The following is a 25081-nucleotide window of genomic DNA, read 5'->3' as shown; positions in this document are numbered from 1 at the left end:
CGTTACACCACACTAAGGGACGCAACCCAATGCGTTCTCACCATGTGCGGGGAAAGAGGCGTGCCGCAAAGCTAAACGACACATGGAACACGGCATACTCCGCTGATTTTCAGCGATATATGCCGTGTTGGATGTGTCGTTTGGCCTCAGCAGACCACACCCCACCCATTTTTGGGATACGCGTCCCATAGCGTGGTACAGTTTCTTCCATTCTGCGACACAGCAGTTTCACACAATGGAACGAGAGGACGGGCAATGACCACCAGCGTCGAGCATCAACCCCCTGCCCCACAAGCGGCCCCTGCTGCCATCCGGGAGACAACGCCACAGGAGCGAAACCGGGTCCGCCTTGCGTCGACAATTGGCACGACGATTGAGTTTTACGACTTCTACGCCTACGCCACCGCAGCCGTCGCGGTATTTCCGTTCCTCTTCTTCCCCAAGTCGGAGTCGAGCACGGTGGCGCTGCTGTCGTCGTTCGCCACGTTTGGCCTGGCGTTTATCGCTCGCCCGCTAGGTTCAGTGCTGTTCGGCCACTTCGGCGATAAGGTCGGCCGCAAGGCCACCTTGGTCGGTGCGCTGCTGACCATGGGTATCGCCACCTTTGTTATCGGCCTGCTGCCCACCTACGCACAGGCCGGCATCTGGGCACCGGCGTTGCTGGCACTGATGCGCTTCTGCCAGGGCCTTGGCCTGGGCGGCGAGTGGTCCGGCGCGGCCCTGCTGTCCACAGAAACAGCAGCTAAGGGACGCCGCGCCTGGGCGGGCATGTGGCCCCAACTCGGCGCACCGTTCGGCTTCCTGCTGGCAAACGGCCTGTTCCTCATCCTGGTCACCGTGCTGGGCCACACCACTGGCGACTTCGAGGGCGCGTTCATGCGCTGGGGTTGGCGTATTCCATTCCTGCTGTCCATCGTGATGGTGATCATCGGCCTGTGGGTTCGCCTGCAGGTTGAGGAAACCCCGGTGTTCCAGCAGGTGGAGCAAAACAACCAGAAGGCTGCTTCCCCACTGGCGGAGGTGTTCAAGACTGCCTGGAAGCCGCTGATCCAGGGCACGTTTGTCATGGTCGGCTGCTACACCTTGTTCTACATCGTGACCACCTGGTTCCTGTCCTACGGCATTGGCTCGGCGGAAGAGGGCGTTGGCCTGGGTATTGCGTACCCGACGTTCCTGAAGCTGCAGCTGGTGTGCATCTTCGGGTTCATCGCTGGCATCCCGATTGCGGCGCATTGGTCGGATGTCTACGGCCGTCGCCCGGTGCTGGGTCTGACCTCGGTTGCGATCATCGTCTATGGCCTGAGCTTCAAGTGGCTGCTGAATCCGGAGACGTTCACCATGGTTTCCCTGGGCATCTTCTTGTTCATCGGCATGGTGTTGATGGGCTTCATCTTCGGCCCGATGTCTGCGATCTTGCCGGAGTTGTTCCCGTCGAATGTGCGCTACACCGGCTCGGGTATCGCGTACAACGTGTCCTCCATCCTGGGTGCGGCTATCGCCCCCTTCATTGCGACGGCACTGAACGCGAAGTATGGCCCGCAGGCTGTGGGTATCTACCTGGTTATTGTCACCGCGATTTCCCTGTGGGCAATCCTTTCCTCCCCAGAGACTAAGCACCAGGAGATGCACGAGATTTAACGCTTGCTTTCCATTCAGGCAAGTGACATACTTGCCAACGTGGAAAGCAACAAGATCTCTCAAGAAGAAGCTCGCGCCACCCTCGAGCAGATCGACATGCTCGAGCGCGACGCGCAACATAAGCCCACACCCCTGTGGGCTTATGTCATTCTCGGCACCCTGTTCGGAGTCACTGCTGCTGGCCTGATCCTGCGGTGGACATACTGGTGGGCATTGTTTGCGGTCATTATCATCGCCTGCATCGCCATCACCGTGCGAGATCACAACCGCAACGTGCGTCCAAGCATGAAGCAGCCGATCCAGGAAGACCCCGAGACGAATTGGGGATCCGCACTGATGCCGCTGGTCTTCATGCCAATCGTCTGGCTTGTCCCCGAAGGTAGCGTCGTTGGCGCGACTATCGCGGGCATCCTCGCCGCGGCTGCCATCATCGTCACCGGTTACTACTGGGAGAAAAACCGATGAGCAAGCCAGCCATCGACCCCGTTATTCACCCCCTGGCGCGGTTGAAGATTTGTGCGGCGCTGTACCACGGCGGTGCCGTCGAAAAGCAATCGTCCCGCTTTGAGATGCGCTTTAGCACGCTGAAAGACAAAGTAAACCTGTCAGACTCCGCACTCTCCAAGCAGTTGCCCACGCTGGAGGAGCACGGCTACGTCACCCGTTTTCGCGAGTACGGCTCATCCCGGGCGAAGGACACGGTGTGGGTCACACTGACAGCGACGGGCGCGCAGGCCTTCGAGCGACACACGGCAGCGTTGCGAGAGATCGCGGGCGGGTAGATTCGGACGCATGAGTTTTCCAGGACCATCCATCAACTCGTTCGCGTTGATTACTGGCGCGAGCCAAGGCATCGGCGAGGCGATCGCACGCGACCTGGCCAAAGGTGGCCACAACCTCATCCTTGTTGCCCGGCGCGAGGAGGTATTGCAGAAGCTTGGCGACGAACTCGCGGCCGCCCACGGCGTCACCGTCGAAGTCTTCGCCGCGGATCTGTCTAAGGAGCGCGACGTCACCGCGCTGCTTGATCACATTGCGAACCGCACGATTCACATTTGCGTCAATTCCGCCGGTATTGCCTCGTTTGGCCCGTTTATGAAGCAGGACTGGGAGTACGAGACGAACCAGTTCAATTTGAACGCGACGGCAGTGTTCCGCATCACCAAGGCGGTGCTGGATCAGATGGTGCCACGCGGCGAGGGCGCGCTGTGCAACGTCGGCTCCGCCGCGGGCAACCTGCCGATCCCGAACAACGCCACCTACGTGTTCACCAAGGCGGGTGTCAACATGTTCACCGAGGCACTGCACTACGAGCTAAAGGATTCCGGCGTGCACGTCACCCTGCTCGCGCCGGGTCCGGTGCGTGAGGCGCACATTCCGGAGGAGGAGCAGTCGATCGTAGATAAGGTCGTGCCCGATTTCCTGTGGACGACCTACGAGTCCTGCTCTGCCGACACCCTGAAGGCGATGCGCCGCAACCGTCGACGCGTCGTTCCGGGGCCGCTATCGAAGGCGATGGATGTCGTGTCCACCTACGCCCCGCGCGGGATTCTGCCGCCAATTATGGGCAAGTTTTACGCCAAGATGGGAGAGGAATAAATGGAGATCGCAGACAAGGACAATCGCATCGTTTGGGTTGATCTGGAGATGACCGGTCTTGACCCGTCACGCCACGTCATCGTGGAGGTTGCGGCGCTTGTCACGGATGCGGAGCTCAACATTATCGACGACGGAGTCGACCTCGTCGTCCACGCCACCGACGCCGAACTGGCGGAGATGGATGACTTTGTCACCGAGATGCACTCCTCCAACGGGCTGCTCGATGACATTAAGGCCTCCACGACCAGTATCCGGGATGCGGAGGATGCGGTGCTGGAGCTCGTCGCAAAGCATTGCGATCCTGCTCATCCTGCCCCACTTGCGGGCAACTCGATTGCTACCGACCGTGCGTTTATCCGTGCGCAGATGCCGCGTCTCGACGACGCCCTGCACTACCGCATGATCGACGTCTCCACCGTGAAGGAACTGTCGCGCCGCTGGTTCCCTAAGGCGTACTACAACCAGCCCGAAAAGGGCATGGCTCACCGCGCCTTGGCGGACATCGTGGAATCCATCCGCGAACTGGACTACTACCGTCGCGCCGTATTTGTGGACTCCCCCGGCCCGGACACCGACACCGCAACGAAGGCTTCTGCCGCTGCAACCGAGTTCTACCAGCGGTTTTTGTAAACTTCAGATGAACGGCTAAGGTGTAATCCGCTGCAAAACAGCAATGGTGGCTGTAGTTCAGCTGGTAGAGCACCAGGTTGTGATCCTGGGTGTCGCGGGTTCGAGCCCCGTCAGCCACCCCAAAGCGTGCCCCGTAACCTGCACAACAGGTTACGGGGCACATTGCTATTCCACCCCCTCCTTGAATATGTTAGCCTTACCTAACTATTTGGCGTGCGAACTTCCGCCGCCCGAAGCAGCCACGAGTTGTTGAAGGACAGGGACAACGATGACCGAACAAGCCAACAAAGCGGCCGCGAGGCGTAAACCCCGGAAGGCCAATGAGGCAACCGTGACCGGTCGCCGCCAGCTCTCCCCCGATCTGGTTCGCTTAAGCCTGAACACCCCCGCTTTTGTCGGTAAAGATCTGGAGTTTACGGACCACTACCTCAAGCTGTTGTTCGTGCCGGAGGGCGCCGACTACTCCTGGCCATTTAACGTCGAACAGGTCCGTGAACAACAGCCGCGCGACAAGCAACCGGTGACCCGGACCTACACGTTGATCAACCTCGACTCATCGACCGGGGATTTCGATGTTGACTTTGTCACCCACGGCGATGCAGGCCTGGCCGGTCCGTGGGCTCGCGTAGCCGAGGTTGGAGAGAAGATCGGCTTCTTCGGCCCAGGTGGCGCGTGGGGCCCTTCGGTCGACTACGAGCACTTCATCTTCGCCGGCGATGAGTCCGCAGCACCGGCCATCGGCGCGGGCCTAAAGCGCCTCCCCGAGGGCGCAACTGCGACCGCGTACATCGAGATCGAAGCCGAAGACCGCAAGTTTGAGCTCCCAGCCCGCGATGGCGTGGACATCCATTGGGTGATCCGCAACGGCGCGACCCATGGCACGGAGCTATCCCGCGTCGTGCGACAGGCCGGCGTGCCGGACGGAAAGAACACCAGCTGGTTCATCCACGGCGTTGCCGAGATGATCAAGGAAATGCGGCGCTTCCTCTTCGTCGAATCCGAGGTCCCCAAGCAAGACGTGTCCATCTCTGGATACTGGCGCATCGGCATGACAGAGGATCAGTGGCAGGCCTCCAAGCGCGATTTCAACGCCGAGATTGAAGCCGAGGAGGAACGCGCGAAAGCCTAACTGCGCCTGGGGGCACTAACTGCACCTAGGGGCACTAGGAGTAGAGCTGCTCGCCGCTGCCGCCGGAGCGCTGCTCCCAATCAAGGTTCCAGTAGCCCAAGCCGTCGTACGGGGTCAGGGTCGATCCGCCAGTGTTTTTCAGCACTACCGGGTCACCCCGTTTGACGTACTCCTGGAACCACTTGGCGTTCTCATAGGAAGCGTTGATGCAGCCGTGCGACTGGTTCTGGGACCCCAACGCCCACAGCGCCCACGGCGCGGAGTGGACGTAGATGCCCGAGTACGACAGCTGGGTGGCGTAATCCACCGGCGTGACGTACCCGCCCGCATCCAACGCCAAGCCGTAGGTACGCGAGTCCATGACAAGGCTGGGGTGCTCATCCCCCACCACGTAGGTGCCATTCGGGGTGTCGTAGCTACCGTCGGTTCCCAGTGAGATCGGGAACTCCTTCACCAACTCGTCGTTAGCGTAGACGCGCAGCATCTTGTCGTAGTTATCCACGACAGTCTCCACCTTGTCACCGATGGTGAAGCTGATTTCGGTGTCGTCGGAACCGTAGACGCCTTCGGCAAGTTTGCGCCCATACAGATCCACTTTCACAGTGACCTCAGTACCGGGCTCCCAGTACTCCTTCGGGCGCCAGCGCACTTCGTAAGGATCCAGCCAGAAGAATCCACCCTCGGTGTCGTTCGAGGTTTCCACCGAGATGAGTTTCTCCATCTTCTTGGTGTCTTGGATCGGGCTATCAAAGCGGATGGTTACCGCCTGGGCGACACCAACCGTCGAGCCGTCAAGCGGACCAACGTACGCATTAACCGTCACAGCCGGCGACACCGTAGTAAACGACGACATCACCTTCTGGCCCTCAACATCACGCGCCTCAATGGTGTACTCGCGTCCGTAACCAAGCGGTTCCGCCGTAGACCATTCGGTTTTGTCGTCGTTGAACTCCGCCTCGACTTCCTTGCCGGCCTCGTTGGTCATCTTCACCGAGGCCAATCCGACCTCCGAAAGCACCTTCACCGGCTGGCCAGGCTCGACGTCAGTGGCGTTATTGCTCACCGAGACTTTCGGCGGCTTCGCCGCAGGCGTCGTCTCTGCAGCCTGGTCTGTCTCCGCAACCTGCTCGAGACGGCTCGACCCATCCCCCGGTGAGCAGGCCGAAATCATCGCTCCTGCAGCCAGCGCCGTCAGGACCGCGGTGCAGCGGCGAACCGCGCGAAGGTGGAGCACAATGGACCCCTCACAACTCAAATCCAAAACTCAAACGCCAATACTTTAACCGTTAACGGCTAAAAAGCCACCATCCACAAACAAAGCGTTATACAACGTTTAACATCGCCGAAAAATATGCTCTTACCTGCCGATTTCACACATTCAACACACGCTGCTAATGTATTACCTCGTTGCAGAGAGCAACACCAACAAAACAAAATACGCGCCATTAGCTCAATTGGCAGAGCAACTGACTCTTAATCAGTGGGTTCGGGGTTCGATTCCCTGATGGCGCACAGCACAGCGAGGCTGGCAGGTATTTTACCCGCCAGCCTCGCTTTTTGTGTACCCGTCACTTTTTCTCGCAGCTGAGACTAGGCTGATCTTCATGAAAACAGCCTTGGTAATTGTTGACGTGCAAAATGACTTCTGCCCCGGCGGTAGCCTTGCCACCGCCCGCGGCGATGAGGTGGCGTCAAAAATCGCGGAGTTGATCTCCACCCCTGATAACAGGTGTTTGGAGTACGACCACATTGTGGCAACACAGGATTGGCACATCGAGCCAGGTGACCACTTTGCCAAGGAAGGCGAGACACCGGACTTTGTCAACACCTGGCCGCCGCACTGCGTCGCTGATTCCTATGGTGCGCAGATGCGCGGACCGGTGGATACCTCGCTGATTGAGGAGTTTTTCCGCAAGGGCAAGTACACCGCCGCTTATTCCGGGTTCGAGGGCGCAACTGAGGCTGGCACATCGCTTGAGGATTGGTTGCGCGAGCGCGAGGTTTCCCAGCTAGACGTCTGTGGCATTGCAACGGACTTCTGTGTGCGAGCCACCGTCCTGGACGCCCTGAAGGCTGGTTTCAAGGTGCGCGTCCTGCGCGCGATGTGCTCCCCTGTCGATGACAAGGGCGGTGCCGCAGCGCTTCAGGAAATGTTTGAGGCTGGCGCCGAGATTGTCTAGTTACTTCGTCGGGTTGTAGCCCAGAAGTTCTTCCATCTCGCCCATTTCGGCGGTTTGCACCTCAATCATGTCTTGGGCCAACTCGCGAAGCGGCTCGTAGGCGCCGCCGTCCACCTCGTCCTGCGTCATCTTGATCACGTGGGCGTGGTGGAAGTGCATCATTTCGAGGAAAGCGGTGCGCAGGTCGTCGCCACGCAACTGCGCGAACTCGTCCAACTGCTCGGGCGGGAACATGCCATTGGCGATGTGCTTCGAGTGGAGCTCCATGTCCTGATCGATGCCCCACTCGTCGGCCCAGGCGTTCATCTGCTCGTTTTCGCGCTCCTGACCGTCCTTGATGCGCTGGGCGAGATCACGCACCTGCGCATCGTCGACGTCGGAGTCCAGCAGCACATCCGACATGTCGATCGCCTGCTGGTGGTGCGGCACCATCATGCCCAGGAAGTGGACGTCAGTGCCGTTGTACTCGGCGTCGGTGTCCGTCGACGTTGCGGCGGTCTCTTCATCCGGTGTGAACGCAGCGCGTATCGACGGCCCCGCCACCGTCAGCACAAGCACAATCACCGCAATGACCGCTAATGCGATCAACAGCGGCTTTTTACTGCCGCGCATCCGCTCGAGTTCGTGGTCGGCCTGATCATTAACCATTGATGCTCCCTTTCGGTCGTAAAGAGAGATTACCTTGAATTCAACAAGGACACGAGCGTATCGACGACAAAACGCCGGCACCCACAACATTGCAGGTACCGGCGTACAGACGCTCGCGCTTAGTTACGCGACAGCAGCTTCTGCAGCTCCTTGAGCTCGCTCTTGCGCTTACGGCCGTTGTAGACCTTGATACCGATCAGCGCTGCGATACCGATACCAACGCCAGCGATGATCTTCTGCACAGTCTCGTCCTCGAGCCAGGTCTTTGCCTGATCCCTAGCCGTATCGGCCAAGGTGGACGGGTTCGTGCGGTCTGCAAGCTCGTCGAGCGTGCTAGCCAGCTGGCTGCGGGTGCGTGCAAGGTCACGCTCAATGTCGTGAATATCTCGTGCCACGGTTTCAAACTCCTACGTTTACTTGGGACTTTTCTAGACTGACGTCTTTTCGTACCAACAGTAGTGTAAAACGGGGAGGCATGACTGAACCCACCAGACTGCAACAAGGCGACACCGCCCCCGCTTTTTCCCTGAATAACGACAAGGGCGAAACCGTTTCGCTTGCCGATTTCGCTGGCCAGCGAGTCATCGTGTACTTCTACCCGAAGGCCAACACGCCCGGCTGCACCACCGAAGCTTGCGACTTTAGCGACAATATGGACCAGTTCAAGGACGCCTCCGTCGCCGTACTCGGCATCAGCCCCGACCCGGTAGAGAAGTTGGCAAAGTTCCGCGACGACCACAACCTGACCGTGCAGCTGCTTTCTGACGAATCCAAGGAAACCCTCGAGGCTTACGGCGCATTCGGGGAAAAGAAGAACTACGGCAAGATCGTCCAAGGCGTTATCCGCTCAACGTTCCTTGTCTCCGTCGACGCTGACGGTAAGGGCACCGTGGAGCAAGCCCAGTACAACGTCAGGGCAACTGGCCACGTTGGCCGCATCCTGCGCGACTGGAACCTGTAAGTCCCCACTCCCCCATAAAGAATTGGTGCGCCCGGAGAGACTTGAACTCTCACGCCATAAGGCACTGGAACCTAAATCCAGCGCGTCTGCCAATTCCGCCACGGGCGCGTCGAGAACGGATATTACACGCCGCGCCCCCATCCACAGAAACCGCGGTATCAAACTTTAGTTTGGTGCCGCGGTTTTACCGGGTAAGATCACCTCTCGTGAGCGAAAAGTTGGAACACACGGACGCGGACGGGGCCACCCCGGTTCCGCAGCGTGAGCGGCTTCGCGTGCGTTGGTGGCACATCCTGCTCCTCATCGCCGCCGCAGTGACGTGCCTCCTGCTCGCCCGGTGGCAGTGGGAACGCTACCAATCCGGCACCGGCACTCTCCAGAACCTGGGCTACGCCCTGCAGTGGCCATGCTTCGCACTGTTCTTCATCTACGCCTACCGCGTAGGTATGCGCATGGAAAACGACAAGATTGACGCCGAGAACGCAGGACTGACCATGGATGACCTGTACGAGGCCGATCTCGCCCGCTACGGCAAGCACAAGCCCGTCACGGAAATCGACGAGGACTTCCTGCCCGCACGTCCGGAGATCGACGTCGACGAATACAACAAACTTGTGGCACCGCGCCGCGAAACCCACCCGGAAGGTAAAGGTGAACACGCATGACCGAGCAAACTCAGCCAGCAGCACAGCCAGAGCGCATCCACCCGGAGCGCCAGCGCCGCGTCAAGCAGGCATTGCTGTGGTTCTCCATCGCGGCGTGGATCACCGGTGTCCTGTTGCTTCTGCTGATTGCCCGCATGATCATGCAGTACGGCTTCGACATGAACGTCGACTACCTGTCCTGGGTTGCGCGCGTGCACGGCTTTGCGTTTGTCGCGTTTTTGATGACGTCGCTGAATCTCGGCTCCAAGGCCCGCTGGTCCGGCGGCACCTGGGTGGCAACCGCTATCTCCGGCGTTGTGCCGTTTATGTCCTTCTTTGTGGAAGAGAAGCGCCGCAAGGAAGTTAAAGAAAAGTTCCAGCTCGCCTAACGCCGGCGAACTGGAACTTCGGGGGATGAAACCGGCGGCGAAACTTATTCGTCGTCGGTTTTTGTTAGCACCATGACGCCGACCTTTTCTGCCTGATCGTTTTGTGGCGACAGCGTCAACGTGTCGCCAGCACGCTCAGCGTCGTACTCCAGATCCTGGTGCGTCAGCGGATCTTCCAGCTTGAACTCTTTATCGTCGCGCAGGCAGTTCGCTTCGTTAGTCTCACCGTCGGTTTCGGTCAGCTCCCAGGAGCAATCCTTACCGTCAATAGTCACGGTGGCATGACCACCACCGGTCCCCTCCTGGGTTGCGGTGACGTCGCCCGACCAGGTGCCGTCGAAGTCACCGTCCTGCCCGCACGCGGTCAGAAGCGCGCTGGAAGCGAGAACAGTTGCTGCGAATGCGATTGTTTTCTTCATACCGCCACTGTAACGATTTTCGTCACTCCAGCGCTGCGATGTGCTTTGCCAACTCCCGCAACGCCTTGCCCCTGTGGGACCGTGCGTTCTTCTCCTCCGAGGTCAGTTCCGCCGAGGAACGCCCCGGCGCGTCATCCGGCGCGAAGAGCGGGTCGTAGCCGAAACCGTTGTCGCCGCGGGGCTCGCGAAGCAGTTCCCCTTCCCAGCGTCCCTCCGCGACGTGCACGTCGCCATCTGGGGTGGCAAGCGCGCAGCAGGACACAAACGCTGCGCGGCGCTGGTTAATATCCTCCATCTGCTTGAGCAGCAGAGCGTTGTTACCAGCGTCGTCGCCGTGGTTACCGGACCAGCGAGCGGACAGGATGCCCGGCATGCCGTTGAGGGCTTCGACGCTTAGGCCGGAGTCGTCAGCGACGCACGGAAGACCAGTCGCGGCAGCACCAGCCCGGGCCTTCAGCACTGCGTTTTCCTCAAAGGACAGGCCGTCCTCGACAGGGTCGGGGTAGGCGGGGGCGTTATCAAGCGACACAAGCTCCACTCCCTCGATGGCCACCTCGCGCAGCACCTGGTCGAGTTCGCGGACCTTGCCCGGGTTACGGGACGCGACGAGGACTCTTACCATCCCAACGCCGCCTTCTGGGCTGCGAAAAGCTCCTCACAGCCCTTGGCTGCCACGTCGAGCATCTCGCCGAGCTGCTCGCGGCCGAACAGGCCGTGCTCGCCGGTGCCCTGGATCTCGACAAAGTTGCCGCCCTCCTGCATCACCACGTTGAGGTCCACCTCCGCTCGGGAGTCTTCCTCGTACGGCAGGTCGAGGCAGACGTGGCCGTCGATGATGCCGGCAGAGATCGCCGCTACCGGCTTCAGCAGCGGCTCACCCGGCACCACGCCGCGCTCCTTGAGCACAGCGATCGCGTCCGCAAGTGCGACGTACGCGCCTGTGATCGACGCGGTACGGGTACCACCGTCGGCCTGGAGCACGTCGCAGTCGAGCTGGATGGTGTTCTCACCGAGTTCAGAAAGATCCACCGCAGCGCGCAGGGAACGACCCACCAGGCGCGAAATCTCGTGCGTGCGGCCCTTTACCTTGCCACGCATCGATTCACGCGGCATACGCTCGTGCGTCGCGGAAGGAAGCATGGAGTACTCGGCGGTCAGCCAGCCTTCGCCGGAATCCTTCTTAAAACGGGGAACGCCCTCCTCCACCGAAGCGGTGCACATCACGCGGGTGTTACCGAACTCCACCAGCACGCTGCCAGCAGGGTTCGAAGTAAAACCGCGGGTGATACGGACAGGGCGAAGCTCGTCGACGGCGCGACCGTCAAAACGCGAAAAATCAGTCATAGCCCCAAGCGTAACGCAGGCGGGCGTCGCGTCCCTGCAAGCCAACTAGACCCAAGGCGATTTATTAATCACGTTCGGAGGGCACCCCATTGCGGTGAGGATGGGCAACGAGTGTGAGTGCGTCGAAAGATCGTGTCCCGGGAAATTGGCCATCAGGAATTCGTGAGCAATTTTGGTGAGCCCGAAATGTGGCTCTCCTTCGATCACACCGTGCAGGTACTGCAACATGGACAATTTGAAGAATGTCCGGTCTCGCAACGATTCCGGATACGCCCGAATCCAGCTGAGTGTGGAACTTGGTTTTCTTGGCACAAGCGGTGCATCGTCTACACGGTTATACAGTCTCGCGTAATGTGCACACGTATTTCGCAAATAAGCCAGCGATCGCTGCCATGACCCGAGCTCCTTGAACGTGAGCCCGGCATCAGCAGCGATCTGCTCGCGCATCCACTTTGGAAGCAGATCGTACAGATTGTGCAGCGTTCCCCATTCGAAGGTCTGCACTGCAGCCCAAATTGGAAGATCTTCGTTGCGATCCCGGTAGTGGTGTACGAAATCCTCTTTGGAGTAACCAATAGATGCGTCAAAGCGGTCCAACCACTTTGCATACCGCTCTACCTGGTTCGGTTCCTTAATGGGAGGCTGCATCTGCAGGTCAAGCATTGACGGGTCGTCAAGATGAAGATGAAGCAGCGGGTGCACGCTACCAATCGCGTGTGCAATGGCGTTACGGAGCCAAATCTCCACGGGCTCCAACGCACTCAAGGCTGCCTTACGCAATCGGGTATCGAACCTCACGAGTCGAATGATGTCGTCGAAATTCGTTCCCTCACGGAATTCATTCTTGCGTGTGAGTTCGTATCCGTGAAGTTTTTGTTGATTCGGGAATGGCTCTCTAAACGGGTACCAGTATCCGCTCAAACGGTAATAACCGATGTTTCGCAGCGACTCTTCCGCAGACGCAAGATCTGCAATTCGCATCCCCCGTTCGCCCAATAGCGTGAGCAAGTCTTCATAGTTCTGAAACGGTTTCGTGGATACCACGATCCCCTACCCCCAAGATTTTGAAAACCGGCCCTGGACTGACTACTCAAGATGTAGCCTAGCGGAACCGGTCGTTGTGGTGGCTAATTTAGCGCACGCGACCCCCTAGGTCACCTTCCACCCCTTAAAAGGGGTAACGCAGTAAGGCCCGACCCTTACACCTCGTAGACGGCGCCGGCCTGCCCCAGCAGAATCTCGCCATCAAACTCAGTACGGGCTGCCTCAAGCACACTGTGCGGGTCAGTCCACGGTTGAATGTGCACCAGCACCAGCGTCTTCACCCCGGCTTCGCGGGCGAGGCGTCCCGCCTCCTTGCCAGACATGTGCATGCCTTCGGCTTTGCCTTCCGACGACGCACCCCAGGCTGCTTCGCAGAGGAACAGGTCGGCGCCACGGGCGGCGTCGATAAGCGACGGCGTGTAGCTCGAGTCGCCCGAGAACGTCAGCACCTTGCCGTGCGCGTCCTCCACGCGCAGCGCATGCGACTCCTGGGCCGGGTGGACCACTTCAAACGGCGTGACCATCAGACCGCTCAACGTCTCCGGCTCGCGGGTACGCCAGGTGGTGAAGTCAAACGTGTCCGTGCAATCGTCGACCTCACCCGGACCATCGGCGCTCATGCGACCAAAGTGCTCAACCGCATACGAAGGCCCGATGAGGCGGTGGCGCTGCTGCGCAGGTGCCTCCGGATGGTATCGGCGCCACACCAACAGCGACGGGAAATCCGAGCAATGATCAGCGTGCAGGTGGCTGAAGATCACGTGGGCCGCAGCAGGATCGAACCGTTCCTGCATCGCGGCGAGCGCCCCCGGACCAAAGTCCATCACCACATCGGTTTCACCCGGCACCGAAATGACATAGGAGGAGGCGGGGTTCCCCGGCGCGGCAAGGCTTCCGGAGCACCCAAGGATGGTCAACTTCATGGAAACACTGTGCCATGAATGCGCCCTAATTTCACACTGGATCGCCGAAGCGCACGGCGAGTTTTACAGTCTGTTGCCCACCGCATGCACCTGAGGGCCGAGGAATCGGCGGGCGAGCTCATCGAATGTGCCAGGATCTCCGGTGGATTCGAAGATGCGGATTGGGGCGGTGGTGTCGTCGCTAAGCAAATCGCTCTCCGTGAGCACGCGCAACACATCCTTCGAGGTTTCCTCCGCAGAGGACACGAGCGTGACATCATCGCCCACGGCAAGCTGGATCACGCCGGAAAGCAGCGGATAGTGCGTACAGCCGAGCACAAGCGTGTCCACGCCTGCTTCGCGCAGCGGCTCCACATAGCCGCGGGCGACCTCGAGCACATGCTTGCCGGAGGTCACGCCCTGCTCCACGAGGGGGACGAAATCAGGGCAGGCAACAGCGGTGACATCCACATTCGGGTTGACCGCGAAGAAGTCCTGATACGCACCAGAGGTGACGGTGCCTTCGGTGCCAATGACGCCGATCTTGTTGTTTCGGGTGGTCGCCATCGCACGGCGTACTGCAGGCTGGATCACTTCGAGGACAGGGATGTTGTAGCGCTCGCGGGCATCATGAAGAAACGCGGCGGTGGCGGTGTTACACGCAATGACAAGCATCTTGCAGCCACGTTCCACCAGATCGTCGGCAATGCGCTGCGAATGAGCGCGCACATCCGCGATCGGCTGCGGACCGTACGGGCTGTTGGCTGTATCGCCGATATAGATCAAGGATTCGCCCGGCAACTGATCCATCACCGCACGCGCCACGGTCAGCCCGCCGACACCGGAGTCGAACAACCCAATCGGCGCGTTGTTACTTACCTGGTTGCTTACCTGGTTACTCACCTGCGCGCCTGCTTTTCCGCAGCCTTCGCCTGCTTCTTCGCATGCTTTTTCGCGGCGAGCTCCGGCGGATCGTCAGACGTGATGATCATGCCGGCGACAATGCCACCGATCGCGCCGAAGAGGTGCGCCTGCCAACTGACACCCTCAGTGCCCGGCAGCACACCCCAAATCAAACCGGAGTAGAAGAAGCCGAGGATTAAGCCGGTAAGAATCTGACCAATCGAGCGGTTGAAAAAGCCACGCACCAACAGGTACGCCAACCAGCCATACACCAGGCCGGATGCGCCAATGTGGTTCGTGCCAATACCGCCGAACACCCAGGTGCCGAGTCCGCCGATGAGCAGAACGAACGTTGTCACCTCCCAAAACACGCGCTTGCCGGAGTAACCGATGAGGTAGGCAAACAGCGCACCCGGCAGCGAGTTGGAAATGATGTGTTCCAGATTCGCGTGCAGCAGCGGCGAGGTGAAAATCATCGGCAGACCGTTGATGTCCAGCGGGTGTATGCCAAAGCCCTGCAGCCACGGGAAGAAGAGCTGGAGAATAAACACAGCCCAAATCAGGGCCAGGAAGCCACCTGCAAAGCGCAGCCCGGATTTGCGCTGCTGCCTGCGTTTGAGCGACCTGCTCGCCGGGTAACCCTGTCCCTGCAACCCCATGCCCGGCTGGCCGTACGGCTGACGCTGGTTGGCATAGGGGTTGTGTGGCACACCCGGCGCAGGCATGCCGCCGAACGCGGGCGGTTGGGTCTCTGGGTGGGAGAACGGACGCTGGAACGGCTTGCCGTAGCCGGGCTGTTCGGTGCGTCCGTAGCCCCAGCCTTCAGGGGTGTGGTGGTTGTTATTGTTCATCGTGGTGCAGCTTAGCTGCCTGCGCTAGGCGCGTGCGATGTCGCGCCAGGCGGTGATACCAAAGTCACCGGTTGCGTTTACTACAGCGTCCACGATTGCAGCCTGCACTGCTTGGGCGCCGGCTTCTCCGATGCGTCCGAAAGCTTCAACATCGCTGACCGGCTGCGCACCAGGTTGAGCGGTGGACACTGCGAACAACGTGTCGCCGTCGAGTGGCGAGTGCGCGGGGCGAATGGCTCGCGCGATGCCGTCGTGTCCGGTCATTGCCACGCGCTTGAGTTGTGGCTTTGTGAGCGGCGCATTCGTGGCAATCACACCGATCGTGGTGTTCAGTTTCGGTGTGGGGCGCTCAAGCGCGTTAAACCGCTCCAGGTCCACCGCGGGTTTCGCACCATCGCCGTAGAGGAGCCCGGTGTGCTTATCGACGACCATCCCAACCGGATTGGCAACCACATACGCCTCAACCGTGTAGCCGTCCGTGCTCATCGTGCTCACCGTGGCCTGGCCAAACCCACCCCGCAGCACGCCAGCGGTTGCGCCACAGCCAGCACCGACACTGCCGGTCGCTCCTGTACCACCGTCGAAGGCGGCGGTGATCGCGGCTGCACCATCGGCCGCAGTGGGGCGGTGTGCCGGGTCGCCGACGACAAGGTCGAAGATCACCGCCGCAGGCACGATCGGCACCCGGGGGCCCGGCATGTCTTCGCCGAACACCGGAAAGCCCCAACCGCGGCGTTCCAGCTCGGCCATCGCTCCATCGGCGGCAGCAAGCCCAAACGCAGACCCACCGCACAGCATGATCGCGTGGACGCGCTCAACGGTGTTGTGGGGTTCGAGCAGGTCAGTCTCACGTGTACCGGGGCCACCGCCACGCACATCCACTGCCGCGACCATGCCTGCCTCGTGCGGTGCAAGGATCGCGGTCACGCCAGTGTCCGCGAGTGAGATGTGGCCGATGCGGGCCAAGGGGTCGTCGATACGCATGCGCTCGAGCTAGCCCATCAATGCGTCGAGCAAAGAATCCTGACAGTACGCGAGCCACTCCACGAGCATCGCGCGCTCCTGCTGAGCGCCCTCGCCACCCGAAGTGTCAGCGGAAATGTAGAGGCGCATGTCGTTGACCGCAGCGATGAACTTGTGCGCGTCTTCTTCCTCGATGGTGACCTCAACGCCACCAGTGGGGCCGAGCGCCTCGTTGACCACCTGCAGATTGATCAACTTCGCACGAATGATGTCGTTTTCATGCAAGCTGCGCAACAAACCGTTGTCGCCCTCGAACTCCTCGTCGCCCTCGCGCTCAAAGTCGGGCAACAATCGAGCCAACTTCGGATCCTGGGGTGCCTCCGTGTGCCCGGTGGAAACCCCCATCATCTCCGCGAACTCATCCTTCGGAGCCGACTGCGCACGTGCAATCAACGCCTCCGACACCGTCGCCGTGAGATCCCCAATGACCTCACGCTCCATCGGATCAAACGTGGTCGTGTACTTCGGGGTTGAACGCATCAACCCCTTCTTCTTACGCCAAGGCTGCATTCGTCTCCCCTACCCTGCCTGCTGCATCGTCGCCCACAGACCGGCGGTATGCAGTTTCTTCACGTCGGTTTCTACCTTGTCCTTCTCGCCAGAAGAGACCACAGCCTTGCCCTCAGTGTGGACCTGCATCATCAGCTCCTGGGCGCGCTTGCGGTCGTAGCCCAGCACCGTCTGGAACACATAGGTGACATAACTCATCAGGTTCACCGGGTCGTCCCACACAATGCACAACCATGGCAGGTTCTCGCTCGTGGCCACCTCGACATCGACGGCCTCGTCGAGCTCTGGGGTCGCCATCGGCGAACTCATATGCGCCGGTTCGGCAGCGTTGCGAGCTGAAGCAAACATGTGAACCACCTTACCCCGTCGGACGGGAGGGGACGGGAGGGTACGCTTGCACACCATGAACCAACCGCTGCCCTCTACCGCGTTTTTAACCGACATGTACGAGCTCACCATGCTCGACGCCGCCATCCAAGATGGCACAGCCGAACGCGAGTGTGTTTTCGAAGTCTTTGGCCGCCGCATGCCCAACGAGCGCCGCTACGGCGTCGTCGCAGGTACCGCGCGTGCCCTCGACGCAATTACCCGCTTCCGCTTCACCGAAGAGCAGATCGCAACCGCCGATTTCCTTTCCGATGCAGCACGCGAATATCTCCGCAACTTCCGCTTCTCCGGCCAGGTGGACGGCTACCGGGAGGGCGATCTGTACTTCCCGTACTCCCCAATCATGACGGTGCGCGGCACGTTCGCCGAGTGCGTCATCTTGGAAACTGTCATCCTGTCCATCCTGAATGCCGACTCCGCGATTGCCTCCGCCGCGTCGCGTATGGTCTCCGCGGCAGACGGCCGGCCGATTATCGAGATGGGTTCGCGCCGTACCCACGAAGAGGCTGCCGTTTCGGCTGCACGTGCGACCTACATCGCGGGTTTTGACGCAACTTCCAACATGGAGGCGTCGCTACGCCACGGCATCCCGGCGTCCGGTACTGCCGCCCACTCGTGGACGCTGCTGCATGTCGACGAGAACGGCCAGCCCGATGAAAAGGCCGCCTTTGCCGGCCAGATTAAGTCCCTAGGTAAGGACACCACGCTGCTGGTGGATACCTTTGACATCACCAAGGGCGTGGACAACGCGCTCGAGGTTGCTGGCACCGAACTCGGCGCGGTGCGTATCGATTCTGGTGATCTCGGCATCGTCTCACGCCGCGTGCGCAAGCAACTCGACGAGGCAGGTGCGTTCAACACCAAGATCATCGTCTCCTCCGACTTGGATGAGTTCGCCATCGCAGGTCTGCGCGGCGACCCAGTCGATGGCTTCGGCGTCGGCACCTCTGTGGTGACAGGCTCCGGCGCGCCTACGGCTGGCCTGGTCTACAAGCTCGTCGAGGTCGAAGGCCACCCCGTGGCCAAGCGTTCTTCCGGCAAGGTCACCTACGGCGGCGGCAAGTCTGCGCTTCGCGCGTACCGCTCCTCCGGCGTTGCGGTGGGCGAGATTATCCACCCGATGGGCGCCGAAATCCCCCGCAAGCCGAACCTGGACTACCGCGAGCTGACCGTGCCGATGATCCGCGACGGTGAGGTCCTGGACAACCAGCCAAGCATCGAGGACAGCCGAAAGCTGCACGCCGAAGCACGCACCACCCTGCCCTGGGAGGGCCTCGCTCTGTCGCGCGGCGAGGTTGCCATCCCGACCCGTTTTATCGGGTTTCCGGAGCCCACCGAGTAGGCCGTGGCAGACGAACCGCTTTCGCACAGCACAGGTGAGTTGCTTTCGGCTGCCGTCGAGTCGCTCGGCGGCTCGCGCCGGCCTGGCCAGGTCAAGATGGCCGACGCGGTCACTCGTGCGTTGGATTCCGAACGTCACCTTGCCGTTCAGGCAGGCACTGGTACGGGTAAGTCCCTGGCGTACCTGGTTCCTGCGCTCCGTTATGCACAGATGCACGACACAACCGTTGTGGTCTCCACTGCGACGATCGCGCTGCAGCGCCAACTGGTCGACCGTGACCTGCCGCGCCTTGCCGACGCGCTTGAGCCTCTCCTGCCCCAGCGACCAACCTTTGCCATCCAAAAGGGCCGTAACAACTACGTCTGTTTGCACAAGGTGCTTGCGGAGGACCCCAGCGACACCCTCATCGAGGAAGAGGATCTGACCTGGCTGGGCAAACACGTCAAGCGCGTCGCCGAGTGGGCACAGGACACCCCGACCGGTGACCGCGACGATCTGGTTCCTGGTGTGCCAGATCAGGCGTGGCGCCAAGTTTCGGTGACCTCCCGTGAGTGCTTGGGGGCGACGCGTTGTCCGCACGGCCAGGACTGCTTCGCGGAGATCGCCCGGGAGCGCACCAAGGACGTGGACATCGTGGTCACCAACCACGCACTACTGGCTATCGATGCCCTCGCCGATGTGGACGTGCTCCCCCAGCACGATGCTGTGATTATCGACGAGGCCCACGAACTCGACGGACGCATCACCTCGGTCGCTACCGCGGAGATTTCCGCACGCGCACTCGCCATGGCAGCTCGCCGTGCCGACAAGCTTGGCGCGAAACGCGAAACACTCGAGGACGTTATCGACGACTTCACTGCCGCCATCGACCTCGAAGCCCCCGGCCGGTGGGAAACCATTTCCGACCCGGCACGTGGTGGTTTTGTCGCTCTGCGCGACGCGTTGTGGAAGACCCGCCAGTCCATCGGCGAACCGCCCGAGGGTGAGGCCCAGAACGATCCGGAGAAGTTTGCGGAGCGTGGCAACCTGACCAACCACTTGGAGGATCTCCACGACGCGATCGTGCGCATCCTCGGTGTGTTCGACGAGCCGGATCCGGCCAAGCACACCGACGTTGTGTGGCTCACCCGCTCCGACCGCCACGGCGATTCCGTCTCCGTCGCGCCCCTGTCGGTCGCGGGGCTGCTCCACGAACGGCTTTTCGGGGAGCGCACCGTGGTGCTTACCTCTGCCACGTTGACGGTCGGCGGCAACTTCAACGCCATGGCCAGCGCCTGGGGCTTGCCGAAGGGCACCTGGGACTCGCTCGACGCTGGCACCCCGTTCGACCCCGCCAAGTCGGGCATCCTCTACACCGCGAAGCACCTGCCCACCCCGGGCCGCGATGGGCTTGCGAAGGAAACGCTCGATGAGATCGCGGACCTTATCACCGCCGCCGGTGGCCGCACCCTGGCACTGTTTTCTTCTCGACGAGCCGCCGAACAGGCCGCCGAAGCCATGCGGGCCCGCCTCCCCTTCGACATCTTGTTGCAGGGCGAGGACTCCACCGGTGTACTGGTTGATAGTTTTGCCAAGTCAGAGAACTCATGTCTGTTCGGCACACTGACGTTGTGGCAGGGCGTCGACGTTCCAGGGAGCTCGTGCTCGCTGGTCATCATCGATCGCATCCCCTTCCCCCGCCCCGACGATCCCCTGTTGCAGGCCCGAGCGAACGCCGCCGATGCCGCCGGCCGGTCGGGCTTCATGGAGGTCTCCGCCACCCACGCGGCGCTGCTCATGGCGCAAGGTGCCGGCCGCTTGCTGCGCTCCGTCAATGACCGCGGGGTCGTGGCAGTGCTGGACAATCGCTTAGTGACGAAGCGCTACGGCTCGTTTATCCGCCGCAGCCTCCCCGCCTTCTGGGATACCACCGACCCCGAGGTCGTTCGCGGCGCGTTGAAGAGGTTGGTGGCTAAGGGATAGCCACCACGGTGGTGGAACCGGGCGCGACCTCCGTGTAGCCCGCGTCTCGCACCGCGACCGCACCTGGCCGATCGCAGTACTCACGGAACTGATCAGCAGACACTTCACGCACGTTTAGCGGGAACCCCTGCTCGGCCCAGTCCAGCACCCACTCGAGGTCCTGCGCCGCAGCAAGCAACATTGAGGCGTGTCCTACCTGTGCGGCCGCCTTGCCCGCGGACATCGCAAGCGAACTGTCCACTGCGATCAACGGAGCACCCTCGACGAGCGGCAGGTCTTCGCCCTCCTCGAGTTCTGTGCCCTTGATCTGCAACTTGGCTATCGCATGTGGCACATCCCCTACAGCAGACGGAACAAACGCGCGTACCGATCCCACTGTCACCCCAGGTAACGCCTGCACGTCATCCCAAGCCTTGTTCCGTGCCCTCCGGGCAACCTTACGGATGCGGTGTGAATACCACTGCTCTACCCCGTCGCGCCAGAAACCATCGATGCCCGCACGAGAGTCGAGGCATACGGCGACGACGGCGCGGGCGGCGCAAACAAGCACCGCGTTGCGGCTGGGCGGATCCTGCTTGGGCAGATTGATGGCGAGTTGCATCGCCTGCACTGTCGATGGGTCGTTTGGATACTCGCTGCGTTGGCGGTAGTCATCTGCGACGCGTTCCCGCAGCAGCTCGTATGCGCTTGTGATTTCGGTTGTCTCGGCATTCATCCTGGTTCAGGGTAGTGGGCACAACAAAGCCCCCGCCGAAGCGGGGGCTGAGTTCAGGAGGCCAGTAGTCCGTTGCTACTTGGCTGGGGTGTTATGCCTCGCGGTGGCCAGTGTGGGCCTCACGACGCAGGGTCTCCACCATGTGCGGGTAGTGCAGCTCGAACGCAGGACGCTCGGAGCGGATACGCGGCAGGGAGGTGAAGTTATGGCGCGGCGGCGGGCAGGAGGTTGCCCACTCGAGGGAGTTGCCGTAGCCCCACGGATCGTCGACGGTGACGATCTCGCCGTAGCGCCAGGACTTGAACACGTTCCAGATGAACGGCAGGAAGCCGATACCCAGGATGAAGGAGCCAACAGTGGACACCTGGTTCAGGAGGGTGAAGCCATCGGTGTCGAGGTAGTCAGCGTAACGACGCGGCATACCCATGTTGCCCAGCCAGTGCTGAACCATGAAGGTCAGGTTGAAGCCGATAACAACGAGCCAGAAGTGAATCTTGCCCAGCTTCTCGTCCAGCATGCGGCCGGTCATCTTCGGGAACCAGAAGTACACGCCAGCGGTGGAAGCGAACACCACGGTACCAAACAGGGTGTAGTGGAAGTGCGCAACCACGAAGTAGGAGTCGTGCAGCTGGAAGTCCAACGGCGGAGCAGCCAGCATAATGCCGGTCAGACCACCGAAGAGGAAGGTGAACAGGAAGCCCGTTGCCCACAGCATCGGGGTCTCGAACGTCAGGTGACCGTTCCACATGGTGCCGAGCCAGTTGAAGAACTTCACACCGGTCGGAACCGAAATCAGGAAGGTCATGAACGAGAAGAACGGAAGCAGGACAGCGCCGGTGGCGAACATGTGGTGTGCCCACACAGCCATGGACAGACCTGCAATAGCCAGGGTTGCGAAGACCAGGCCGATGTAGCCGAAGATCGGCTTACGGGAGAACACCGGGACGATCTCGGACACCAGGCCGAAGAACGGCAGTGCGAGGACGTACACCTCAGGGTGGCCGAAGAACCAGAACAGGTGCTGCCACAGGATCGTGCCGCCGTTAGCGGTGTCGTAGATGTGGCCGCCGATGAGACGGTCGAAGAGCACACCCATTGCAGCTGCGGTCAGCAGCGGGAAGATCATCAGCGCGATGATCGAGGTAACAAACACCGTCCAGGTGAACACCGGCATACGGAACATGGTCATACCCGGCGCACGCATGGTCAGCACAGTGGTGAGCATGTTCACGGCGGAAGCAATGGTGCCCACACCGGTAGCGCCTACACCGACAATCCAGAGGTTGGCGGAAACGGACGGCGTGTGCGTTGCGTCAGCCAGCGGCATGTACATCGTCCAGCCGAAGTCAGCAGCGCCACCCGGGGTAACGAAGCCGGCCAGCATGGCGATAACACCAACGGTGGTGACCCAGAAGCCGAATGCGTTCAGACGCGGGAAGGCCACATCAGGGGCGCCGATCTGCAGCGGCAGAACGTAGTTAGCAAAACCCCAAACGATTGGGGTACCGAATGCCAGAAGCATCACGGTGCCGTGCATGGTGAACAGCTGGTTGAACTGCTCGTTGGACAGGAACTGCAGGCCTGGGCTGAAGAGCTCCAGACGAATCAGCAGGGCCATCAGGCCAGCCACGAAGAACCACACGAACGACATGATGATGTACATGATGCCGAGGTCTTTGTGGTCGGTCGTGATGAGTTGCTTATAAAATTGCGAACCCTTGCGGGCATGGCCCGTCGGCTCGGGGCGTGTCGGCGGGACGTGATTGTCCAGCCTAGGTGCCACAGCGGTCATTGAATCCTCCTGATTTCGACAACTGCACTTGACCCGAATTGCCTCGAATCACGCACAGCTGCCACGAGTGATACCGGATCAGCATAACGTTCTGCACACTGTTTTTCCAGCCTCTCCGAATACTGTTCCCCCTTGCGGGGTGAACCCATGCAGGCAACCCTGCTGCGTTGTCTGCAAATGGGAGACGCCTCGCCGGGTGGCGAGGCGTCGTCGACAAGCAAACAGTGCTTAGAAGTCCCAGTCGTCGTCCTGGGTATCCTCCGCACGACCAATAACGTAGGAGGAACCCGAACCAGAGAAGAAGTCGTGGTTCTCATCGGCATTCGGCGACAGCGACGCCAGAATTGCCGGCGAAACCTTCGTCTCATCCGCCGGGAACAAACCCTCATAACCAAGGTTGTTCAGCGCCTTATTCGCGTTGTAGCGAAGGAAGCGCTTCACGTCCTCCGTCCAGCCGAGCGGGTCGTAAATATCCTCGGTGTACTGATTCTCATTCTCGTACAGGTCGTACAGCAGATCGAAGGCGTAATCCTTAAGCTCTTCCTTCCGCTCTTCGGACTCGTTGCGCACACCGAGCTGATACTTGTAGCCGATGTAGTAGCCGTGCACGGCCTCGTCGCGAATGATCAGACGGATAATGTCGGCCGTGTTGGTCAGCTTCGAGTGCACCGACCAGTTCAGCGGCAGGTAGAAGCCCGAGTAGAACAGGAACGATTCCAGCATCACGGAAGCAACCTTGCGCTTCAGCGGATCATCGCCCTCGTAGTAGGACAGGATGATCTTCGCCTTGCGCTGCAGGTACTCGTTTTCCTCGGACCAACGGAATGCCTCATTAATAGAAGGGGTATCCGCAAGCGTCATAAAAATGTTGGAGTAGGACTTCGCGTGCACCGACTCCATGAAGGCAATGTTGGTCAACACTGCCTCTTCGTGCATCGACGTCGCATCCGGAAGCAACGACACCGCACCAACCGTGCCCTGGATTGTGTCCAGGAGCGTCAGGCCGGTGAACACACGCATGGTCGCGGCCTTTTCATCCTCAGTCAGCGTGTTCCAGCTCGGAATGTCATTGGACACCGGAATCTTCTCCGGCAGCCAGAAATTGCCCGTCAAGCGATCCCAAACCTCGAGATCCTTGTCGTCGGGCACATTGTTCCAGTTAATCGCCTTCACCGGTTTGGTGTGAGACTCAAGGTAACTCGCGTATTCGTCAGTCATGGCGACCATCCTACCCGAGACCCCCATAAGAGAAATCGGGCTTGAAATTGCATTGAATGAGCGTCTCAATGGCCTAAGATACTGACGAATCACACACAATTAGCTGCCTGAAGGAGGGCACTGTGACTTCGAGCGACAAGCGCTCACCCACGCAACCCCTACTCTCGTCCATCCTGGATGTGTTAGGGGAAGAGATCGTCTCGGGTGTCCAGCCGGAAGGCAACACGTTCACCCTTCATGATCTGTCCGAGCGTTTCGGTATCTCTCGCACGGTCGCGCGCGAGGCGATGCGTGCGCTTGAGCAGTTGGGCTTGGTGTCGTCGTCACGCCGCGTGGGCTTGAAGGTGCTCCCCCAGTCCGAGTGGAATGTGTTCGACCACCAAATCATTTCTTGGCGTTTGCGTAGCGACGAACAACGGCACGCCCAAATCACTTCCCTGCGCGAACTTCGCGACGCAATCGAGCCGTCCGCCGCGCGCCTCGCCGCGACGAATGCCACCCCTGCGGAAGCACGCGAGCTGTGCGCCCTCGCCGAGCGCATCGTGGAGCTCGCCGGTCAGGTCGCCGGTAACTCTGAGGAGTTCCAAGAGGCCGACGCCCGCTTCCACTCGTTGCTGCTTACCGCGTCACGCAACGAAATGTTTGTCCAGTTGACCCAGCCGATCATGGATGTAATGAAGGGGCGCTCCGAGTACGGCATCATGCCGGACGATCCGGAGATGAACACCATGAAGATTCACATCGAGCTCGCTGACGCGATCGCCAACAACGATCCGGATCGTGCAGAAGATGCTTCTCGACGACTCCTGCGCGGTGTCAACGAGTTCATGGAGATTTAAAACCCCCGGGGT

General features: G+C 60.6%; 29 protein-coding genes and 3 tRNA genes. 15 read left to right on the top strand and 17 right to left on the bottom strand.

The window, feature by feature from the left end:
* The first annotated feature begins 255 nt into the window (after nucleotides 1-255).
* The 7 genes from HMPREF3171_RS05665 (at nucleotide 256) to HMPREF3171_RS05635 (ending at nucleotide 4996) form a co-directional block, all read left to right on the top strand.
* On the top strand, nucleotides 256-1638 hold the full coding sequence (locus tag HMPREF3171_RS05665) for an MFS transporter (RefSeq protein WP_083291979.1): 1383 nt from the start codon (nucleotides 256-258) through the stop codon (nucleotides 1636-1638).
* Between the two features lie 39 nt (nucleotides 1639-1677).
* Nucleotides 1678-2103, top strand: a complete 426-nt coding sequence (locus HMPREF3171_RS05660) for a hypothetical protein (RefSeq protein ID WP_141743363.1) — start codon at nucleotides 1678-1680, stop codon at nucleotides 2101-2103.
* Nucleotides 2100-2420 carry a transcriptional regulator gene (locus HMPREF3171_RS05655; protein ID WP_070483545.1) on the top strand — a complete coding sequence of 107 codons (321 nt, stop codon included), beginning with the start codon at nucleotides 2100-2102 and terminating at the stop codon, nucleotides 2418-2420. The genes HMPREF3171_RS05660 and HMPREF3171_RS05655 overlap by 4 nt, the downstream gene beginning before the upstream one ends.
* A 10-nt stretch (nucleotides 2421-2430) precedes the next feature.
* Nucleotides 2431-3237 carry a mycolate reductase gene (gene cmrA, locus HMPREF3171_RS05650; protein WP_070483543.1) on the top strand — a complete coding sequence of 269 codons (807 nt, stop codon included), beginning with the start codon at nucleotides 2431-2433 and terminating at the stop codon, nucleotides 3235-3237.
* Nucleotides 3238-3867, top strand: coding sequence for an oligoribonuclease (gene orn, locus HMPREF3171_RS05645; RefSeq protein WP_070483541.1), 630 nt, complete (start codon nucleotides 3238-3240; stop codon nucleotides 3865-3867).
* 46 nt (nucleotides 3868-3913) lie between these two features.
* Nucleotides 3914-3989: transfer RNA gene (locus HMPREF3171_RS05640), tRNA-His, on the top strand.
* A 146-nt stretch (nucleotides 3990-4135) separates the two neighbouring features.
* Nucleotides 4136-4996 (top strand): siderophore-interacting protein, encoded by an 861-nt coding sequence (locus tag HMPREF3171_RS05635; RefSeq protein WP_070483539.1) that lies wholly within the window; start codon nucleotides 4136-4138, stop codon nucleotides 4994-4996.
* 34 nt (nucleotides 4997-5030) lie between these two features.
* Here HMPREF3171_RS05635 and HMPREF3171_RS05630 read toward each other — a convergent pair whose 3' ends face one another.
* Complete coding sequence (locus tag HMPREF3171_RS05630; protein ID WP_070483537.1) at nucleotides 5031-6230, bottom strand: L,D-transpeptidase; 1200 nt, start codon at nucleotides 6228-6230, stop codon at nucleotides 5031-5033.
* A 205-nt stretch (nucleotides 6231-6435) separates the two neighbouring features.
* On the opposite strand from HMPREF3171_RS05630, the gene HMPREF3171_RS05625 reads away from it, so the two are divergent.
* Together HMPREF3171_RS05625 and HMPREF3171_RS05620 are read left to right on the top strand one after the other, a co-directional pair.
* A tRNA-Lys gene (locus HMPREF3171_RS05625) sits at nucleotides 6436-6508 on the top strand.
* A gap of 92 nt (nucleotides 6509-6600) precedes the next feature.
* Nucleotides 6601-7176: a nicotinamidase gene (locus HMPREF3171_RS05620; RefSeq protein WP_070422580.1), complete on the top strand. Its 576-nt coding sequence runs from the start codon at nucleotides 6601-6603 to the stop codon at nucleotides 7174-7176.
* On the opposite strand, the gene HMPREF3171_RS05615 is transcribed toward HMPREF3171_RS05620, so the two are convergent.
* The gene (locus tag HMPREF3171_RS05615; protein ID WP_224213570.1) at nucleotides 7177-7824 is read right to left on the bottom strand and encodes a DUF305 domain-containing protein; all 648 of its coding nucleotides are present in this window, start codon (nucleotides 7822-7824) and stop codon (nucleotides 7177-7179) included.
* A gap of 119 nt (nucleotides 7825-7943) precedes the next feature.
* The gene (locus tag HMPREF3171_RS05610; protein ID WP_070483535.1) at nucleotides 7944-8219 is read right to left on the bottom strand and encodes a DUF3618 domain-containing protein; all 276 of its coding nucleotides are present in this window, start codon (nucleotides 8217-8219) and stop codon (nucleotides 7944-7946) included.
* Nucleotides 8220-8299: 80 nt separating this feature from the next.
* Here HMPREF3171_RS05610 and bcp point away from each other — a divergent pair, with 80 nt between their 5' ends.
* Entirely contained in the window at nucleotides 8300-8785 is a 486-nt protein-coding gene (bcp, locus tag HMPREF3171_RS05605) for a thioredoxin-dependent thiol peroxidase (protein WP_070422582.1), read from the top strand.
* Between the two features lie 23 nt (nucleotides 8786-8808).
* Here bcp and HMPREF3171_RS05600 read toward each other — a convergent pair.
* A tRNA-Leu gene (locus HMPREF3171_RS05600) sits at nucleotides 8809-8893 on the bottom strand.
* 98 nt (nucleotides 8894-8991) lie between these two features.
* Here HMPREF3171_RS05600 and HMPREF3171_RS05595 point away from each other — a divergent pair.
* Complete coding sequence (locus tag HMPREF3171_RS05595) at nucleotides 8992-9450, top strand: hypothetical protein (RefSeq protein WP_246815332.1); 459 nt, start codon at nucleotides 8992-8994, stop codon at nucleotides 9448-9450.
* Nucleotides 9447-9818: a DUF3817 domain-containing protein gene (locus HMPREF3171_RS05590; protein WP_070422583.1), complete on the top strand. Its 372-nt coding sequence runs from the start codon at nucleotides 9447-9449 to the stop codon at nucleotides 9816-9818. Before HMPREF3171_RS05595 ends, HMPREF3171_RS05590 begins: the two co-directional genes overlap by 4 nt.
* A 44-nt stretch (nucleotides 9819-9862) precedes the next feature.
* On the opposite strand, the gene HMPREF3171_RS05585 is transcribed toward HMPREF3171_RS05590, so the two are convergent.
* From HMPREF3171_RS05585 to clpS, 10 genes are all read right to left on the bottom strand, one after another.
* Nucleotides 9863-10237, bottom strand: a complete 375-nt coding sequence (locus HMPREF3171_RS05585) for a hypothetical protein (RefSeq protein WP_070451224.1) — start codon at nucleotides 10235-10237, stop codon at nucleotides 9863-9865.
* A gap of 22 nt (nucleotides 10238-10259) precedes the next feature.
* Nucleotides 10260-10859 carry an RdgB/HAM1 family non-canonical purine NTP pyrophosphatase gene (rdgB, locus tag HMPREF3171_RS05580; protein WP_070483533.1) on the bottom strand — a complete coding sequence of 200 codons (600 nt, stop codon included), beginning with the start codon at nucleotides 10857-10859 and terminating at the stop codon, nucleotides 10260-10262.
* Entirely contained in the window at nucleotides 10853-11581 is a 729-nt protein-coding gene (gene rph / locus HMPREF3171_RS05575) for a ribonuclease PH (RefSeq protein ID WP_070422586.1), read from the bottom strand. The genes rdgB and rph overlap by 7 nt, the downstream gene beginning before the upstream one ends.
* A gap of 45 nt (nucleotides 11582-11626) precedes the next feature.
* Nucleotides 11627-12625, bottom strand: coding sequence for an Abi family protein (locus HMPREF3171_RS05570; protein WP_070483532.1), 999 nt, complete (start codon nucleotides 12623-12625; stop codon nucleotides 11627-11629).
* 155 nt (nucleotides 12626-12780) lie between these two features.
* Nucleotides 12781-13548: an MBL fold metallo-hydrolase gene (locus tag HMPREF3171_RS05565; RefSeq protein WP_070483530.1), complete on the bottom strand. Its 768-nt coding sequence runs from the start codon at nucleotides 13546-13548 to the stop codon at nucleotides 12781-12783.
* Between the two features lie 63 nt (nucleotides 13549-13611).
* Nucleotides 13612-14430 carry a glutamate racemase gene (murI, locus tag HMPREF3171_RS05560; RefSeq protein ID WP_070451231.1) on the bottom strand — a complete coding sequence of 273 codons (819 nt, stop codon included), beginning with the start codon at nucleotides 14428-14430 and terminating at the stop codon, nucleotides 13612-13614.
* Nucleotides 14427-15089 carry a rhomboid family intramembrane serine protease gene (locus HMPREF3171_RS05555; RefSeq protein ID WP_070451271.1) on the bottom strand — a complete coding sequence of 221 codons (663 nt, stop codon included), beginning with the start codon at nucleotides 15087-15089 and terminating at the stop codon, nucleotides 14427-14429. The genes murI and HMPREF3171_RS05555 overlap by 4 nt, the downstream gene beginning before the upstream one ends.
* A 216-nt stretch (nucleotides 15090-15305) precedes the next feature.
* Nucleotides 15306-16265 carry a P1 family peptidase gene (locus tag HMPREF3171_RS05550; RefSeq protein ID WP_070483527.1) on the bottom strand — a complete coding sequence of 320 codons (960 nt, stop codon included), beginning with the start codon at nucleotides 16263-16265 and terminating at the stop codon, nucleotides 15306-15308.
* 9 nt (nucleotides 16266-16274) lie between these two features.
* The gene (locus HMPREF3171_RS05545; protein WP_070422591.1) at nucleotides 16275-16814 is read right to left on the bottom strand and encodes a DUF2017 domain-containing protein; all 540 of its coding nucleotides are present in this window, start codon (nucleotides 16812-16814) and stop codon (nucleotides 16275-16277) included.
* A 9-nt stretch (nucleotides 16815-16823) separates the two neighbouring features.
* Complete coding sequence (gene clpS, locus HMPREF3171_RS05540; protein ID WP_070422616.1) at nucleotides 16824-17123, bottom strand: ATP-dependent Clp protease adapter ClpS; 300 nt, start codon at nucleotides 17121-17123, stop codon at nucleotides 16824-16826.
* A 94-nt stretch (nucleotides 17124-17217) separates the two neighbouring features.
* Between clpS and HMPREF3171_RS05535 the strand changes: the two genes are divergently transcribed.
* Nucleotides 17218-18543, top strand: a complete 1326-nt coding sequence (locus HMPREF3171_RS05535) for a nicotinate phosphoribosyltransferase (protein WP_070422592.1) — start codon at nucleotides 17218-17220, stop codon at nucleotides 18541-18543.
* A 3-nt stretch (nucleotides 18544-18546) separates the two neighbouring features.
* A complete protein-coding gene (locus HMPREF3171_RS05530) occupies nucleotides 18547-20505 on the top strand; it encodes an ATP-dependent DNA helicase (RefSeq protein ID WP_070483525.1) in 1959 nt (652 codons plus the stop codon).
* Here the strand turns inward: HMPREF3171_RS05530 and HMPREF3171_RS05525 are convergent.
* From HMPREF3171_RS05525 to nrdF, 3 genes are all read right to left on the bottom strand, one after another.
* Nucleotides 20495-21220: a peptidyl-tRNA hydrolase gene (locus HMPREF3171_RS05525; protein WP_070483523.1), complete on the bottom strand. Its 726-nt coding sequence runs from the start codon at nucleotides 21218-21220 to the stop codon at nucleotides 20495-20497. The genes HMPREF3171_RS05530 and HMPREF3171_RS05525 overlap by 11 nt on opposite strands.
* A gap of 91 nt (nucleotides 21221-21311) precedes the next feature.
* Nucleotides 21312-23012: an aa3-type cytochrome oxidase subunit I gene (ctaD, locus tag HMPREF3171_RS05520; protein ID WP_070422595.1), complete on the bottom strand. Its 1701-nt coding sequence runs from the start codon at nucleotides 23010-23012 to the stop codon at nucleotides 21312-21314.
* Between the two features lie 228 nt (nucleotides 23013-23240).
* Nucleotides 23241-24230 carry a class 1b ribonucleoside-diphosphate reductase subunit beta gene (gene nrdF, locus HMPREF3171_RS05515; RefSeq protein ID WP_186806827.1) on the bottom strand — a complete coding sequence of 330 codons (990 nt, stop codon included), beginning with the start codon at nucleotides 24228-24230 and terminating at the stop codon, nucleotides 23241-23243.
* Nucleotides 24231-24352: 122 nt separating this feature from the next.
* Between nrdF and HMPREF3171_RS05510 the strand changes: the two genes are divergently transcribed.
* Nucleotides 24353-25069, top strand: coding sequence for a FadR/GntR family transcriptional regulator (locus tag HMPREF3171_RS05510; RefSeq protein ID WP_070422597.1), 717 nt, complete (start codon nucleotides 24353-24355; stop codon nucleotides 25067-25069).
* Nucleotides 25070-25081 lie beyond the last annotated feature (12 nt).

This window comes from Corynebacterium sp. HMSC08F01 (assembly GCF_001807545.1).
Classification (GTDB): domain Bacteria; phylum Actinomycetota; class Actinomycetes; order Mycobacteriales; family Mycobacteriaceae; genus Corynebacterium; species Corynebacterium coyleae.
Note: the sequence above shows the minus strand (reverse complement) of the source record. Positions and strands in the feature narration are given on the sequence as shown.